Genomic DNA, 15,416 nt, shown 5'->3' on the forward strand with positions numbered 1-15,416 from the left:
GGAGAAAGCGGTCAGATGCCGCTTCCTTCCGAGAAGGTGTTGCTATGGATGCCGCATTCGCTCTTGCCCCGTCCGGCCCAGCGTCCGGCGCGCGGCGATTCGCCTGGCGCGGTGGGACGAGTGCAGGGCCAGCAGCCGATGGAGCGGTAGCCCTGGGCCACCAGCGGATGGCGCGGCAGCTTGCGTTCGGTGAAGGCCTGCTCGATTTCCTGCTCGGTCCAGCGCACCAGCGGGCTGACCTTGAAGACGCCGTTGGCGCCCAGGGTGATGGTCGGCAGGTTGGCGCGCTCGCCGCCATGGAAGCCCTTGCGGCCGTCGATCAGCGCGGCGAAACCGGCGGTGGCGCGTTCCAGCGGAACCACCTTGCGCAGATAGCAGCAGCGGTCGGGATCGGTACGCCAGACATCTTCCGTCGCCTGGACGTCTTTCAGGCGCGGGCGGATGATTCGGATGTCGGTCAGGCCGAGGCGGCGGACCAGCTTTTCGCGGTAGGCGATGGTCTCGTCGAACAGGGCATCGGTGTCGAGGAAGAGGATCGGCGTGTCGGGGGCGACCTGGGCCACCAGGTCCAGAAGCACGGCCGATTCGGCGCCGAAGGACGAGGTCACGGCGATGCTGCCGGGAAATTCCTTGGCGATCAGCGCTTGCAACAGCTCGACGCTCCCCAGATCGCCATAAGCATGGCGCAAGGCATCGAGCCGTGCCGCGGCGGAAGTCTGTTTGGCTTCAGCTGTCATGATGCTCCCCCTAGGCTGCCTTGTTGCGGCGACGCAATTCCCAGACGGGCCGCTGGCCATCGGCGGAGGCCTGATAGACGGACTGGTAGCGGGCCAGGGACTGGGCGGCTTTTTCCGGCTTCTGGCCTTCCTTCAGGAGGAAGGCATCGAAGCCGACGCGGGCCATCAGGTGGACCTGGTCGACCAGCACGTCGCCCACCGCCAGGAGACGGCCGCGATAGCCGTACTGGTTGCGCAGGCGCCGGGCGATGGAATAGCCGCGGCCATCGGAGAAGGCGGGGAAGCGCACGGCCACCTGTTTCGCCGAGGCCAGGGACTCGGCGACGGCATCCAGGTCGGCGTCGGGGCCGAGTTCCAGATCCGCTTCGGGGGCGGCGGAAAGCTCGGTCGTCAGCACTTTCCCGTCCTGCGTGATCTCAACGAGCGTCATAGAGAGCCTCCTTGAAGGGAGCCATGCCGATGCGGCGATAGGTTTCGATGAAGGATTCGTCCGCGTCGCGGCGGTTGGCGAGATAGACCGCCACGGCCTTTTCGGTAGCATCGACGATGCCTTCGGCCGAGAAGCCGGGGCCGGTGATCTGGCCGATGGCGGCATCGCCCTCGCCGGCATCGCCGCCGAGGACCAACTGATAGGCTTCCTCGCCGCGCTTATCGACGCCCAGGATGCCGATATTGCCCACATGGTGGTGGCCGCAGGCATTGATGCAGCCCGAGATGTTCAGGCTGAGCGAACCGATGTCGTGCTGGCGGCGCAGATCGGCGAAGCGGTTGCTGATCTCCTGGGCGATCGGGATCGAACGGGCATTGGCCAGGGCGCAGTAATCCAGGCCCGGGCAGGCGATCATGTCCGAGACCAAGCCGCGATTGGCCGTCGCCAGGTTCTGCATGTCGAGGGCGCGCCACAGCGCGGCCAGTTGGTCCTGGCGCACATAGGGCAGGACCAGGTTCTGTTCCTTGGTGGCGCGCAGCTGGCCCTGGCTGAAGCGGTCGGCCAGGTCGGCGATCATGTCCATCTGATCGGCCGTCACGTCGCCGGGAATGCCGCCGATGGGCTTCAGCGACACGGTGACGGCGGCATAGCCGGGAACCTTGTGGCTGAAGACATTGGTTTTGATCCACAGGTCGAAGGCCGGATCGGCCTTGCGCGCGGCGGCCAGCTCGGCCGGATTGTCTTGCAGGGAAGCCAGGGGCGGCGGCGCGAAATAGGCGCGGATGCGGGCGATTTCCTCTTCCGGCAGGGGCGTGGCGCTGGCGCGGGACTTCTGCCATTCCGCCTCGACCTCGTCGATGAAGCGGGCCAGGCCTAGTTCGTCCACCAGGATCTTGATGCGCGCCTTGTACTTGTTGTCGCGGCGGCCATAGAGGTTGTAGACGCGCAGGATGGCTTCGAGATAGCTCATCAGGTCGGCAGCCGGAACGAAGGAGCGGACCTCGCGGCCCACGCGCGGGGTGCGGCCCATGCCGCCGCCGACCCAGACGCGGAAGCCGATATCGCCGCCTTCGCCACGCACGACGCGCAGGCCGATATCATGGAAGCGCACGGCGGCGCGGTCCTCGGCGCCGCCCGAGATGGCGATCTTGAACTTGCGCGGCAGATAGGTGAATTCCGGGTGGAAGGTCGACCACTGGCGCAGGATTTCCGCCCAGGGGCGCGGATCGTCCACTTCGTCGCCGGCGACGCCGGCATAGGGGTCCGAGGTGACGTTGCGGATGCAGTTGCCGCTGGTCTGGATGGCATGCATCTCGACCTCGGCCAGTTCGTCCAGGATCTTCGGGATGTCCACCAGGGTCGGCCAGTTGAACTGGATGTTCTGGCGCGTGGTGAAGTGGCCGTAGCCCTTGTCGTAGGTGCGGGCGATATGGGCCAGCTTGCGCATCTGGGTGCTGGACAGTTCGCCATAGGGGACGGCGACGCGCAGCATATAGGCGTGGAGCTGGAGATAGACGCCGTTCATCAGACGCAGGGGGCGGAACTGCTCTTCCGTCAATTCGCCGGAGACGCGGCGTTCCACCTGATCGCGGAATTCCTCGACGCGCGTGCGGACGATGGCGGCATCGAATTCGTCGTAGCGGTACATGCTCAGGCCTCCACCTGCTTGCTGATGTCTGGACGCACGGTGGGGCCGAGCGCGCGGATGCGCTCCCGCCCCTTGGTCGGCACTTTCGCGTCGTCGATCTCGACGGCGTAGACGCCGACGACCTGGGTCTTTTCCTCCGCTTCGATGCGGGCGACCAGGGCGGCGGCTTCTTCGGGCGTGTAGGTCTGCGCCTCGCTCAGTGACTGGGTCCAGCTTTCCCCCACGCGGAACACAACGAGCCCGTCATGCAGGCGGTTGGCGGTCACGATCTGCGTTGTCATGGGGGGATCTATCCTCTCAGCCTTCCAGTTATCTTCGGGAGTATTTTTCATTCCCGGGCCGTTGGTCAAGATCAAATAACATCTCGGGAGGTATAAAATTACATAAACAACATGCATGAAATGTTAAATTCGTGTGGAAGAGGAGATGCCGGCCGCTGCCGGAGCGAGAGGCGGGATCGCCTTCAGACAGGGGAGGAAGTGCCAAGCGTCACGACTTGCGATGAAAAGCTGTGTCGCTTTCTCGGTCTTTGTGGGAAATTCCCAACCCTGCCGGGCGGGGTGCAAAGCAGCAGTAATGATCATTACTGCTGGGTTTATTGCCCATGAGGTAGATACCGGAGCGGGATGGTGAAAGAAGCGGAGCCGATTATCTCAGGAGTGATCTTTTTTAGAGAGGTATCCTTGACATCCCGCAAGACCCGCAGGTTCGGGCTCGTACTTATTGCGTTGCTCCCGCTGCTGGTCTTCGCCTTCGTCATGTTGCGGCTGTTCGAAGGCCAACAGATCGAGGCGGCGCATAACCTGTTGCGGCAGACATCTGCCAGCGCGGCCAATGCGGTTGAGCAGCAGCTGCGTGAGGAAATCGCTCATTTGCAGGGCTTGGCAGCGTCGACCACCCTGGATGCGGGCGATTTCGAAAACTTCAGTCAAGAGGCCGAGCGTCTGCTTGATGTCAGGACGCATTGGCTGAGCATTTCCCTAAGCGACCGGGACAGCCTTCTGATCAACCTGCGTTCCGAGGCAGAGGAAGTCACTTCTCCCGAAAGCTTGGAATGGGTCTGGACGACGCAACAGGCCTGGGTGGGCAATCTGGTCAACAGTTCCGAACGCTATGGACAGCCCTATGTCGTCGTGCGGGTGCCGGTCGTACGCAATGGTACAGTAACCCACACCGTAGCAGCCTCGATAGCTGCCAGTAGCTTCGTGCAATTGTTCAACGATCATGGCCTGCCATCCGGTTGGATGGTGGCTGTCATCGATCGGAACAATGTCATCATCGCTCGTTCTGACGGGATTATTGGTCGTCCGATGAGGCCTGAATACCGCGACGGCCTGAGGCAGCCTTATGGATCGATCTTTTGGGCTCGCACTCTTGAGAGCATCCCGTCTTACGGCATCCTGTACCCTGTTCCGGTGGCCGGCTGGAATCTGGCGGTGGCGGCGCCCGTGGCTCTGGTCGAGGCCCCCTATCAGCCCTTACGCCAGATCGTCTGGGCCGGAGGGGGGCTTGCCGCCTTCCTGGCGGTGTCGATCCTGATCTTTTTCCTGCGCTGGTGGGACCGCACGCGAGCGGCCGAGGCGGCCCGAGCGACAGGGCAGCGCCTGGCCGAGGTCTATGCCTCGACTACTGACGGGGTTTTTGAACTGGATCGGTCCTGGCGGATTGTCTTCATCAATCAGAGGGCGCGGGATCTGCTTCTTGGTGGCCGGGATGTTACCGGTAAGGCTCTTCAGGACGTATTTCCGGGGGTGCAGCACGCCTCTGTCTTTACCCAATATGAACGGGTGCTGTTCACGCGGGAGGCGGCGGAATTCGAAACCTATTATCCACCGTTGCAGGGATGGTATCTCGTTAGGGCCTGTCCTACGCAGAGTGGCCTTGCTGCCTATTTTCAGGACATTACCAAGCGCAAACATGCCGAAGAAGCGTTGCGTCAGAGCGAGGAGTTGTTCCGTACTCTGTTCGACACCGTACTGGCCAGCGTCGCCATCGTTGAGAGCGAGAGCTTCCGTTTCCTGAAATTCAATGCCAAGGCCCATGAAGCCTTGGGCTATACGGCCGAGGAATTCGCATCCCTGACCGTGCTGGATATCGATGTCGGCTTCAAACTGGAAGAGATGCTGGAAATCGAGGATCGCCTGGTCCGGCGCGAGCAGCCGCAGGAAGCCTTCGCGAGCCGCCAAAGGACCAAGGACGGGCGGATCATCGACATCCTGGTGTCCGGCTCGCCGCTTCTGTACGAGGGGCGGCAATGCTTCAGCTTCGTCTGGATGGACATCACGCCGCTGAAGGAGGCGGAAAGGCGGGCCGAGGCGGCGAAGGAAGAGGCCGAGCACGCCAACATGGCCAAGTCCCAGTTCCTGGCCGCCGCAAGCCACGATCTGCGCCAGCCGGTGCAGTCGCTGATGCTGCTGACCTCGGCCCTGTCCATGCAGCTGGAGAACCATCCCGGCAGGAGCATCGTCGGCCATATCGAGCGCGCGACGCTTGCGCTCAAGAACCTGCTCGACGGTCTGCTGGACGTTTCCCGCCTGGATGCCGGGGTCGTCGAGCCCGACATGCGCGGCTTCTGCATCCAGGAACTCTTGAGCACCGTTGCCTCGGAATATCGCCTGCATGCCGAGGAGAAGGGCCTGTCATTGCGGGTGGTGCCGTCCAGCCTGTGGCTGCGCAGCGATCCCGGCCTGCTGGAGCGGATGCTGCGCAACCTGATCGAGAACGCGATCAAATACACCGAAAACGGCAGCATCCTGGTCGGTTGCCGCCGTGTCGGCAGCCAAGTCCGGATCGAGGTCTACGACACCGGGATCGGCATTCCAGCCGACCAGATCGAGGCCGTGTTCGAGGAATTCCATCAATTGGGCAATCCCGAACGGGACCGCAGCAAGGGACTGGGATTGGGCCTCTCCATCGTGCGCCGGCTTTCGCATCTCCTCGACCATCCGGTGAGCCTGAAAAGCCGCCTGGGCAAGGGAACCTGTTTCGCCATTACCGTTCCCTTGGCCGCCTCGCAGCCGGTCGCCCAGATCGAGCAGGTGACGAGGAAGGAGAAACAGGGCGAGGGCCTGGCGGTGGTGGTCGAGGACGAGGAGGGCGTGCGCGAAGCCCTGAGCTTGCAACTGGCGGCCTGGGGCTTCCGCATCATTTCCGGGGCCGACGACCAGGAAGTACTGACGGCCCTGAAGGGACAGGTGCCGGATCTCATCATCTCGGATTACCGCCTGCGCAACGGATTGACGGGGCGGGCGGTCATCGACCGGCTGCAGAGGGCCTACGACCATGCCATCCCCAGCATCATCCTGACCGGGGAAACCTCGGCGGACAGCATCATCCAGGCCCATGAGGCGGGCTATGTCCTGCTGCACAAGCCCTTGTCCTCCTCCGCCCTATGGGATTGCGTCAGCCATCTTTCCGCCGGAAACCCTCGGGCCCTGACGGAAGCCCGGCAGGACAAACCGAACTGAGGAGGGGCTGCTACCCCAGGATCCTCACCGCACGTTCCAGCCCGGCCAGCAGGCGGTCGATGTCTTCTGCATTGTTGTAGGGGGCGAGGCTGGCGCGGGTCACGGCACCGACGCCCAGGGCCGCCATGGTCGGCTGGGCGCAGAGATGGCCGCCGCGCACGGCCACCTTGGCCTCGCCCAGGATGTGGGAGATGTCGTGGGGGTGAATGCCGTCGATGGTGAAGGAAACCACCGGCACGCGCGCCACGGTCCCGGAGGGTCCGGCGAGGCGCAGCCCCTTGATGGCCTTCAAGCCGTCGAGCAGGCGGCCGGTCAGGGTTTCGAGATGGGCGGCGGTCGGGTTTTCGTCCAGCCCGCCCAGCCAGTCCAGGGCCGCGCCCAGGCCCACCGCCTGGGCAACGGGCGGCGTGCCCGCCTCGAAGCGCTGGGGCGGGGGCTGGGGGCGGAAGCCCTCGAATCCGGCGGTGAAGACCATGCCGCCGCCGACCAGGGCCGGGGGCAGGTCCTCCAGCAATTCCGACCGGCCCCACAACACGCCCACGCCGGTCGGGCCATAGCATTTATGTCCGGCAAAGGCGTAGAGGTCGGCACCCAAGGCGCGGGGATCGACCTTGCCGTGGGGCACCATCTGCGCGCCGTCGACCACCAGCAGGGCGCCCGCCGCCCTGGCCGCGGCCGAAAGGAGCGCCATGTCGGTGACGGCGCCGGTGACGTTGGAGGCATGGGTGCAGACGACCACCCGGCAGCGTTTATCGACGATCCGCTCGATGTCCGTAAGGTCCAGCCGTCCCTCCGGCGTCAGCGGGATCGGGCGCAGCTCCAGCCCCTTTTCCTGAGCCAGGCGGACCCAGGGCAGCAGGCTGGAATGATGTTCCAGTACGCTGACCGCCACCGCATCGCCTTCTTTCAGGCGCGGGGCCAGCATCCGGCAGGCCTGGTCGAGGGCCGCCGTGCAGCCGCCGGTGAAGATGACTTCTTCCGGCTTGGCGGAGAGGAAGGCGGCGACGGCGGCGCGGGCGGCGTCGAACCGGCTGTCGGCCTGTTCCGCCAGGTCGTGGCTGCCGCGCTGAACATTGGCGCGCAGGGCCGCTTCCGTCTCGGCCAGCCTGCGCTGGACCAGATCGGGCATCTGGGCCATGGCGGCATTGTCCAGATAGGCGATGCCCTGTTCGTCGAGCAGGGGGAAGTGGCGGCGGAGTTCCATGTCCCTACACTCCCACCAGGTCTTCGACGGTATCCACGTCGGTCAGGATGGCGTTGTCGTCCATCTCGACTTCGTAGACGGCTTCGGGATAATCGGCGATCAGGCGGCGGGCACCGGAATCGCCGGTCAGGCCCAGCAATTCGGGAAAGAAGCGGCGGGCCAGCAGGACCGGATTGCCCCGGCGGCCATGCCAGACCGGCACGCAGATGGCCCGCCCCTCGGTGGGATCGAAGGCCTCGATCAGCCGCCGCACATGGCGCGGCGCGACCAGCGGCATGTCGCCCAGCAGGATCAGCACGCCGTCCACATCCTCGGGCAGGGCCTGAAGGCCGGTAATCAGCGAGGAGGACAGGCCCAAATCAGGGCTGGGATTGCGTACCAGGGCCACGCCCGGCGGCAGGATGCGGCTGACTTCGGCCAAGCTGTGCCCGGCGACCATGACCACGGGCGAGAGGTTGCTGCCCAGGGCGGCGTCCAGGGCATGGGCGACCATGGGCTTGCCGCGCACCTCCATCATCAGCTTGTTGCGGCCCATGCGGCTGCTGCGTCCGGCGGCCAGAACCAGACCGGCGATGCGCGGGGCGGCCTTGGCCTCTTCCTTCTGGCGGGGCGAGGGACGGTCGAGAATTTCCATCAACAGGCCGCCGACGCCCATGCGCATGATGTCTTCCGAGGTGATCTCCACCCCGGCGGCGATGCGGCGCAGCACCCAGTCCAGGCCGTTGAGCTTGGGCGAGCGCCCGCAGCCGGGCAGGTTGACCACCGGCACGGCGCCGAGGCGGCCCAGCAGAAGCAGGTTGCCCGGATCGACCGGCATGCCGAAATGATCGATGCTTCCGCCCGCGGCGGTGATGGCACTGGGGACGACATCGGCGCGGTCGCCGGTCGCCGAGGCGCCGGAGATCAGGATCAGGTCGCAGCCTTCGGCCAGCGCCGCCGAAATGCCCAAAGCAATGGCGCTTTCGTCATGGGTGCAGACATGCTCGAAGACCAGATGGCTGTCCAGGGCCTCCAGCCGGGCGGCGGTGACGGCGATGGTGCCGGACAGGATGCTGTCCTTCATGCCCGGCGTCCTGGTCAGGATCAGCCCGGCCTTCAGGGCGCGGAAGGGCAGGACCCGCAGGACCGGCCCGGCATCCCGGGCGAGGGCGGTGCAGTCCTCGATGATGGAACGGTCGGCGGCGAAGCGGATGATCTTGGCGGTGGCGATCATCTGGCGGGGCTGGACGACGCTGAAGGCGGGCAGGGTGGCCAGCGTCACGCCCTCGTCCTTCAGGTTGATGGCGTCCACGGCGGCCGTGTCGATCATCAGCAGGCCGCGATGTTCGGCGAAGAGGTTGACCCGTCCGGTGGTGGCGGGCCCAAGGGTCGTGCCGGGACCGGCAACGGCCTGGGCGATGGCGGCGGCGGCCTCGTCCTCGGGCAGGTCGGTCTCGTCGAAGCGGACACCGGTGACGCTGGAAATACCTGCTAGGCGCAGGGCCTGCACATCCTCGGCGGAAAGGACGGTTCCCTTTCTCAGTCGGCGGCCGGGAAGAGTCTGGCTATGGGCGAGGGTCAGGCCCTCGGCCTGTTCCACAGGGACAGCGCTGAAGATCATGGGGCCTCCCTTGTGTCAGGTAAAACAAAGCGGCGGCACCGCAAGGATGCCGCCGCCGGTATTATGGGTCAGGCATGGGCTCCCGTCGAGGTCGGCCAATCGGCCCCGACCACATAAGCATGGAGTTCCCGGGCCTCGCGTTCCACATCCACCAGCCGTTCGGCGAAGAGGTCGCGCATGCTGACGATGCCGACCAAGCGCCCCTCCTCCAGGACCGGCATGTGGCGGAAGCGGCCGCGGTTCATGATCCGCAGCACGTCTTGCAGATCGTCCTCGGGGTCGCAGGTCTGCGGCTCCGGGGTCATCATCCAGGAGACAGGGGCCGAAAGCATGGCGGGTCCGCGTTCGCTGAAGCAGCGGACCAGGTCGCGTTCCGACAGGATGCCCACCATGCGCGAGCGTTCGTCCACCACCACGGCGGCACCGATATTGTGTCCCGTCAGCATGGCGGCGGCTTCGCTGGCCAGGCTGTGCACGGGAATGGTGACGACATGGGTGCCCTTCTTGTCCAGAATATTCCTGATTTTCATGATCCTGCCTCCCGGTTTGACGTCTGGGTTCTTAGTCCAGGTTCTTGACCAGTTCCTCGGTCACCTTCTTGGCGTCACCGAAGAGCATCATGGTGTTGGGACGGAAGAAGAGCTCGTTCTCCACGCCCGCATAGCCGGCGCCCATCGAGCGCTTCATGAACAGCACGGTCTTGGCCTTTTCCACATCCAGGATGGGCATGCCGTAGATGGGGCTTTGCGGATCGGTCTTGGCCGAGGGATTGGTGACGTCGTTGGCGCCGATCACCAGGGCCACGTCGGCCTGCGAGAAGTCGCGGTTGATGTCTTCCAGCTCGAAGACCTCGTCATAGGGGACATTGGCCTCGGCCAGCAGCACGTTCATATGGCCGGGCATGCGGCCCGCGACGGGATGGATGGCGTATTTGACCTCGACGCCTTCCCGCTTCAGCAAATCGCCCATCTCGCGCAGGGCATGCTGGGCCTGGGCGACGGCCATGCCGTAGCCGGGGACGACGATGACGCTGGAGGCGTTCTTCAGGATATAGGCGGCATCCTCGGGCGAACCTTGCTTGACATTGCGCTCGACGCCGTCGCTGCCCGCTCCGGCCACGGCCGCCTCGGCGCCGAAGCCGCCCAGGACCACACTGAAGATCGAACGGTTCATGCCCTTGCACATGATGTAGGACAAGATCGCGCCCGAGGCCCCGACCAGCGCGCCGGTGATGATCAGCAGGTTGTTCTGCAAGGTGAAGCCGATGCCGGCGGCGGCCCAGCCCGAATAGGAATTGAGCATGGACACCACGACGGGCATGTCGGCGCCGCCGATGGGCAGGATCAGCAGCAGGCCCAGCGCCAGCGAGAGGACGATGATCCACCACAGGGCGGCGGGATCGTTGCTGACCACCAGCCACACCACCAAGGCCGCCGTCACCAGGGCCAGGAAGGCGTTCAGGGGATGCTGCATCGGGAAGACCAGCGGCTTGCCGCTGACCAGGCCCTGGAGCTTGGCGAAGGCGACCAGCGAGCCGGTGAAGGTGATGGCGCCGATGGCGGTGCCCAGGCTCATCTCGACCAGCGAACCGGCGCCGATGGCGCCCGCCGCGCCGATGCCGTAGGCGCTGGGATTGAGGAAGGCGGCGACGGCGATCAGCACGGCGGCAAGGCCGACCAGGCTGTGGAAACCGGCGACGAGCTGGGGCAGGGCGGTCATCTCGATGCGCTTGGCGATCAGCGCGCCGATCATGCCGCCGACGCCCAGGCCGACGATGATCATCGTATAGGTCTCGACCACCGGCTGGAACAGGGTGGTGCCGATGGCCAGCACCATGCCGATGATGCCGAAGGTGTTGCCCGCCCGTGCGGTCTCGGGCGAGGACAGGCCGCGCAGGGCCATGATGAAGCAGACGGCGGCCACCAGATAGGCGAGTACGGAGAATCCATCCATGATGCTCAGGCCTCCTGCTTCACGGGCTTTTTCTTGAACATGGACAGCATCCGCTGGGTGACGATGAAGCCGCCGAAGATGTTGATGCCCGCCAGCACCACCGCGATCATGCCGATGACCTTCGAGCTGGTGGTTTCGGCCGGACCGGCGGCGATCAGCGCGCCGACGATGACCACCGAGGACACCGCGTTGGTCACCGCCATCAGCGGCGAATGCAGGGCCGGGGTGACGCGCCAGACGACGTAATAGCCGACGAAGACGGCCAGCACGAAAACCGTCAGGCCGGTCAGGAAGAAATCGTTGCTTTCCATTTCTTGTTGCCCTCCTTACGCGGCCGCGGCCGAGGAATTGCTGAAATTGGGATGGATGAGCTTGCCCTCATGGGTCAGGGTGATGCCCTTGACGATCTCGTCTTCCCAATTGATGGACAGGCCGCCCTTTTCCTTGTCATGCAGCAATTGCAGCAGGGAGAGCAGGTTCTTGGCATAGAGCAGCGAGGCATCGACGGCGACGCGGCTGGGATAGTTGGTATGGCCGATGATGGTGACGCCGTTGTCGGTCAGCACCGTCTCTCCGGCTACCGAGCCTTCCACATTGCCGCCCTGTTCGACCGCCAGGTCGACGATCACCGCGCCGTCCTTCATGCTGGCGACCATCTCGCGGGTGACCAGGATGGGGGCGCGGCGGCCGGGGATCTGGGCGGTGGTGATGACGATGTCCTGCTTGCGGATGGTCTCGGCGATCAGTTCGGCCTGCTGGCGCTTATAGTCATCGCTCATTTCCTTGGCGTAGCCGCCTGCGGTCTCGGCCTGCTTGAATTCCTCGTTTTCGACGGCGATGAAGGTGCCGCCCAGGGATTTGACCTGTTCCTTGACCGCCGGGCGTACGTCGGTGGCCGAGACGATGGCGCCCAGGCGCTTGGCGGTGGCGATGGCCTGAAGCCCGGCGACGCCGACGCCCATGATGAAGCAGCGAGCGGGCGGCACGGTGCCGGCGGCGGTCATCATCATCGGATAGACCCGGCGGTATTCGGACGCCGCGTCCACCACCGCCTTGTAGCCGACCAGGTTGGCCTGCGAGGACAGTACGTCCATGCTCTGCGCGCGGCTGATGCGCGGCACCAGTTCCATCGCCATGGCGGTGATGCCCGCTTCGGCATAGGCGGCCAGATGCTCGCGCGAAGAATAGGGCTGCAGGATCGCAGCCAGCACGGCGCCGCGCGGGAAGGCGGCCAATTCGTCAATCCCCCCCTCCGACGCCAGAAGCGGGCGCTGGACCTTGAGAACGACCGAGGCATCCCGCAGGCAGGCGGCCAGATCGGGGGCGATGGTGGCGCCGGCCTCGGCGAAGGCGCGGTCGGATAGGCGCGATTCGACTCCCGCCCCGGCCTCGACCGCGACGTCGTATCCCAGGGCTTTCAGTTTCTTGACCGTGTCGGGTGTGGCCGCAACACGATACTCGCCCAATCTCCGCTCCTTGGGGATTGCGACCTTCATGTTCGTGAACCTCCTGTTTTCATATTATTAAAATGATTTTCTAATATTATTGACAGGCATACTCGGTCTGTCAACATTGGTGCCCAAAACATATGCTTTTTGGTCTGTAGAGGTCTTTATTTCGCTTCTCTATGCTTCCAAGTTAAGAAAGGTTATTTCTTATCATGAAAAGGCTCTGAACTTGTGCGAGATGATCGCCCTTATCCTCTGCGGGGCTGTCGGCGGCTTTCTTCTGGGGCTGATCGGCATCGGCACGGCCGTCCTGGCGGTGCCGGTCCTGATCCTGCTGCTGCCCCAGATGGGCGTGGACCCCGGTCTGGCACCCAAGGCGGCCATCGGCACCTCCATGGCCGTGGTCGCAATTTCCTCGCTTTCCTCGATCTATGCCCATGGCAGGCTGGGTAATATCGACTGGACCATGGTGCGCCGGGGCTTCCTGCCCAGCGTGATCGGCGTCGGTGTCGCGGCCGTGGTGGTGGGGCTGGTGCCGGGCGATTTCCTGCGGCTTCTTTTCGCCGGTTTCCTGACCCTGACGGCGGTCAAGATCCTCTGGCCCGAAAAGAAAGAGGCGCTGGCCCTGGCAAGCTATGCCAGTCCGACGGCCCAGCGCCTGGGATCGCTGACCATGGGATTCCTGGGCGGCTTGGTCGGGGCGGGAGGGGCCTTCTTCATGATCCCCTTCCTGGTCCATCGCGGTGTCGCCATGGCCCGCGCGGTCGCCAGCGCAACGACCCTGGGTCTGCCAATTTCGATTTTCGGTTCGGCGGCCTTCATCGCCCAGGGCTTGTCCGAGAACGTCCAGGCGGCAGGGATGATCGGCCATGTCCACTTGATGGCGGCCCTGGCGTTCGGCCTTTCCAGCCTGGCCTTCGCCCCCCTCGGCGCGGCCTATTGCAACCGCCTGCCTCGCAATCTGCTGAAGCGCCTGTTCGGCGTGGTGCTGCTGGCCCTGGCGGTCCGGCTGGTGATGGGGTGATCCGGTTCGTTCGTCACTCCCGCGGAAGCAGGAGGCCATGGCGATCCAGAAAGGCGCTGCGGCGGCATGGAGTCCCGTTTACGCGGGAATGACGGGAAAATTCAAAAAAGACAGCCCCAAAAACAAAAGGGCGCGGAAGCCGAAGCCTCCGCGCCCTTTCCAGTTCTCCGGATTACGACTGCGGTTCGGCGCGCAGGAAATCGAAGTCGCAGCCCTGGTCGGCCTGGGTGACCGTGTCGGCATAGAGCTTGGCATAGCCGCGCTTGGGCCGGACGGCGGTGGGAACGAGTTCCTCGCGGCGGCGGGCGAGTTCGTCTTCCGGCACCAGCAGGTCGATGCGCTTGTTCTTGACCGACAGGCGGATGCGGTCGCCGTTGCGCACCAAAGCCAGCGGGCCACCGGCCGCCGCTTCGGGGGCGACATGCAGGACGATGGTGCCGAAGGCGGTGCCGCTCATGCGGGCGTCGGAGATGCGTACCATGTCCTTGACGCCGGCACGCGCCAGCTTCTTGGGAATGGGCAGGTAACCGGCCTCGGGCATGCCGGACGGGCTGGTCGGACCGGCATTCTGGAGCACCAGGAAGTCGTCGGCGGTGACGTCCAGATCGGGATCGTCGATGCGTTCGGACAGGTCTTCCAGGCTGTTGAAGACGACGGCCCGGCCTTCCTTCTCGAACAGGCTGGCATCGGCGGCGGAACGCTTGAGGATGGCGCCGCGCGGGGCCAGTGAGCCGAACAGGGCCACGAGGCCGCCCTGGGGTTCCAGGGGATTGTCGTAGGAGCTGATGATCTCGCGGTCCACATGGTCGATGGGCGCTTCCAGGCGCTGGCCCAGCGTCTCGCCGGTGACGGTCATGCAGTCGAGATTGAGCAGGGGCTTCAACTCGCGCAGGATCGCGCCCAGCCCGCCGCCGGCATAGAGGTCTTCCATGTAATGCTTGCCGACCGGCTTCAGGTTGACCAGTACCGGCGTCTCGTCGCTGAGGCGGTTGAGCCAGGGCAGATCGATCTCGATGCCCAGGCGCCCGGCCACGGCGGTCAGGTGGATGATGGCATTGGTCGAGCCGCCGATGGCGAGAAGGACGCGCAATGCGTTCTCGACCGAGGCGCGGGTGATGATCTGGTCGGGCGTCGGTCCGCCCTCGACGGCCATGCGCGCGGCCAGGGCGCCGGTGGCTTCGGCGGCGCGCAGGCGGTCGGCATGGACGGCGGGAATGGCCGCGGTGCCGGGCAGGGACATGCCCAGGGCCTCGGTCAGGCAGGCCATGGTGCTGGCGGTGCCCATCACCGCGCAGGTGCCCGCCGTGGTGGCGAGGCGGCCCTCGACCACGTTGATTTCCTCCTCGGAGATGCTGCCGGCGCGGAAACTGCCCCAGAAGCGGCGGCAATCGGTGCAGGCGCCAAGGCGTTCGCCCTTGTGCCTGCCGGTCATCATGGGACCGGCGACGATCTGCACCGCCGGACGTCCCGCCGAGGCCGCGCCCATCAGCTGGGCGGGCACGGTCTTGTCGCAGCCGCCCATCAGGACCACCGAGTCCATGGGCTGGGCGCGGATCATCTCCTCGGTGTCCATGGACATGAGGTTGCGGAACATCAGGCTGGTGGGATTGAGGAAGACTTCGCCCAGCGAGACGGTGGGAAATTCCACCGGCAGGCCGCCAGAGGCGAGGACACCGCGCTTGACGGCTTCAAGCATTTCCGGGAAGTGCCGGTGGCAATTGTTGAAGCCGGACGGGGTATAGGCAATGCCGACGACGGGCTTGGCCAGCGCTTCATCGGAATAGCCCATGGATTTGGCGAAGGACTTACGGAGATAGAGCGCGAAGTCGCGATCCCCGTAATTCGTCAGCCCCCTAGCAAAACCTTCTGCCTTTCCCTTATTCGTCATTTTCCTCAAATCCTTTT

12 protein-coding genes and 1 pseudogene are annotated in these 15,416 nt (G+C 65.0%); 2 read left to right on the forward strand and 11 right to left on the reverse strand.

The features are described 5' to 3' along the window. Window positions 1–11 precede the first annotated feature (11 nt). The 4 genes from EPD66_RS11335 to EPD66_RS11350 are packed head-to-tail and all read right to left on the reverse strand — an operon-like array spanning window position 12 to window position 3,096. A complete protein-coding gene (locus tag EPD66_RS11335; protein WP_142848621.1) occupies window positions 12–737 on the reverse strand; it encodes a phosphoadenylyl-sulfate reductase in 726 nt (241 codons plus the stop codon). Between the two features lie 10 nt (window positions 738–747). Further along, a complete protein-coding gene (locus EPD66_RS11340) occupies window positions 748–1,167 on the reverse strand; it encodes a DUF934 domain-containing protein (RefSeq protein ID WP_142848622.1) in 420 nt (139 codons plus the stop codon). After that, window positions 1,154–2,815 carry a nitrite/sulfite reductase gene (locus EPD66_RS11345; RefSeq protein ID WP_142848623.1) on the reverse strand — a complete coding sequence of 554 codons (1,662 nt, stop codon included), beginning with the start codon at window positions 2,813–2,815 and terminating at the stop codon, window positions 1,154–1,156. The genes EPD66_RS11340 and EPD66_RS11345 overlap by 14 nt, the downstream gene beginning before the upstream one ends. A 2-nt stretch (window positions 2,816–2,817) precedes the next feature. Then, the gene (locus EPD66_RS11350; protein WP_185961371.1) at window positions 2,818–3,096 is read right to left on the reverse strand and encodes a DUF2849 domain-containing protein; all 279 of its coding nucleotides are present in this window, start codon (window positions 3,094–3,096) and stop codon (window positions 2,818–2,820) included. Window positions 3,097–3,498: 402 nt separating this feature from the next. Between EPD66_RS11350 and EPD66_RS11355 the strand changes: the two genes are divergently transcribed. Further along, a complete protein-coding gene (locus EPD66_RS11355) occupies window positions 3,499–6,282 on the forward strand; it encodes an ATP-binding protein (protein WP_185961372.1) in 2,784 nt (927 codons plus the stop codon). A 10-nt stretch (window positions 6,283–6,292) separates the two neighbouring features. On the opposite strand, the gene EPD66_RS11360 is transcribed toward EPD66_RS11355, so the two are convergent. The 6 genes and pseudogenes from EPD66_RS11360 to EPD66_RS11385 form a co-directional block, all read right to left on the reverse strand. Continuing rightward, window positions 6,293–7,486, reverse strand: a complete 1,194-nt coding sequence (locus EPD66_RS11360; protein WP_142848626.1) for an aminotransferase class V-fold PLP-dependent enzyme — start codon at window positions 7,484–7,486, stop codon at window positions 6,293–6,295. 4 nt (window positions 7,487–7,490) lie between these two features. Further along, the gene (locus tag EPD66_RS11365; protein WP_142848627.1) at window positions 7,491–9,086 is read right to left on the reverse strand and encodes an NTP transferase domain-containing protein; all 1,596 of its coding nucleotides are present in this window, start codon (window positions 9,084–9,086) and stop codon (window positions 7,491–7,493) included. A 68-nt stretch (window positions 9,087–9,154) separates the two neighbouring features. Continuing rightward, window positions 9,155–9,616, reverse strand: coding sequence for a CBS domain-containing protein (locus EPD66_RS11370; protein WP_142848628.1), 462 nt, complete (start codon window positions 9,614–9,616; stop codon window positions 9,155–9,157). Window positions 9,617–9,647: 31 nt separating this feature from the next. Next, a complete protein-coding gene (locus EPD66_RS11375) occupies window positions 9,648–11,039 on the reverse strand; it encodes an NAD(P)(+) transhydrogenase (Re/Si-specific) subunit beta (RefSeq protein ID WP_142848629.1) in 1,392 nt (463 codons plus the stop codon). Window positions 11,040–11,044: 5 nt separating this feature from the next. Beyond that, window positions 11,045–11,335, reverse strand: a pseudogene (locus EPD66_RS11380) (NAD(P) transhydrogenase subunit alpha); the annotation flags it as partial. A 30-nt stretch (window positions 11,336–11,365) separates the two neighbouring features. Continuing rightward, a complete protein-coding gene (locus EPD66_RS11385) occupies window positions 11,366–12,535 on the reverse strand; it encodes a Re/Si-specific NAD(P)(+) transhydrogenase subunit alpha (protein ID WP_142848631.1) in 1,170 nt (389 codons plus the stop codon). A gap of 190 nt (window positions 12,536–12,725) precedes the next feature. On the opposite strand from EPD66_RS11385, the gene EPD66_RS11390 reads away from it, so the two are divergent. Beyond that, a complete protein-coding gene (locus EPD66_RS11390) occupies window positions 12,726–13,511 on the forward strand; it encodes a sulfite exporter TauE/SafE family protein (protein ID WP_142848632.1) in 786 nt (261 codons plus the stop codon). A gap of 172 nt (window positions 13,512–13,683) precedes the next feature. Here EPD66_RS11390 and EPD66_RS11395 read toward each other — a convergent pair whose 3' ends face one another. Further along, complete coding sequence (locus EPD66_RS11395; protein ID WP_142848633.1) at window positions 13,684–15,399, reverse strand: IlvD/Edd family dehydratase; 1,716 nt, start codon at window positions 15,397–15,399, stop codon at window positions 13,684–13,686. Between the last annotated feature and the right edge of the window lie 17 nt (window positions 15,400–15,416).

Origin of the sequence: Telmatospirillum sp. J64-1, from assembly GCF_006980715.1 — a bacterium.
GTDB classification, from domain to species: domain Bacteria; phylum Pseudomonadota; class Alphaproteobacteria; order Rhodospirillales; family Magnetospirillaceae; genus Oleiliquidispirillum; species Oleiliquidispirillum nitrogeniifigens.

Excerpts from the sequence above, each read along its gene's own strand:
- EPD66_RS11365 (WP_142848627.1), bottom strand. The coding sequence starts at position 9,086 with ATGATCTTCAGCGCTGTCCCTGTGGAACAGGCCGAGGGCCTGACCCTC.
- EPD66_RS11375 (WP_142848629.1), bottom strand. The coding sequence starts at position 11,039 with ATGGATGGATTCTCCGTACTCGCCTATCTGGTGGCCGCCGTCTGCTTC.
- EPD66_RS11390 (WP_142848632.1), top strand. The coding sequence starts at position 12,726 with ATGATCGCCCTTATCCTCTGCGGGGCTGTCGGCGGCTTTCTTCTGGGG.
- EPD66_RS11340 (WP_142848622.1), bottom strand. The coding sequence starts at position 1,167 with ATGACGCTCGTTGAGATCACGCAGGACGGGAAAGTGCTGACGACCGAG.
- EPD66_RS11385 (WP_142848631.1), bottom strand. The coding sequence starts at position 12,535 with ATGAAGGTCGCAATCCCCAAGGAGCGGAGATTGGGCGAGTATCGTGTT.
- EPD66_RS11395 (WP_142848633.1), bottom strand. The coding sequence starts at position 15,399 with ATGACGAATAAGGGAAAGGCAGAAGGTTTTGCTAGGGGGCTGACGAAT.
- EPD66_RS11360 (WP_142848626.1), bottom strand. The coding sequence starts at position 7,486 with ATGGAACTCCGCCGCCACTTCCCCCTGCTCGACGAACAGGGCATCGCC.
- EPD66_RS11370 (WP_142848628.1), bottom strand. The coding sequence starts at position 9,616 with ATGAAAATCAGGAATATTCTGGACAAGAAGGGCACCCATGTCGTCACC.
- EPD66_RS11350 (WP_185961371.1), bottom strand. The coding sequence starts at position 3,096 with ATGACAACGCAGATCGTGACCGCCAACCGCCTGCATGACGGGCTCGTT.
- EPD66_RS11345 (WP_142848623.1), bottom strand. The coding sequence starts at position 2,815 with ATGTACCGCTACGACGAATTCGATGCCGCCATCGTCCGCACGCGCGTC.
- EPD66_RS11335 (WP_142848621.1), bottom strand. The coding sequence starts at position 737 with ATGACAGCTGAAGCCAAACAGACTTCCGCCGCGGCACGGCTCGATGCC.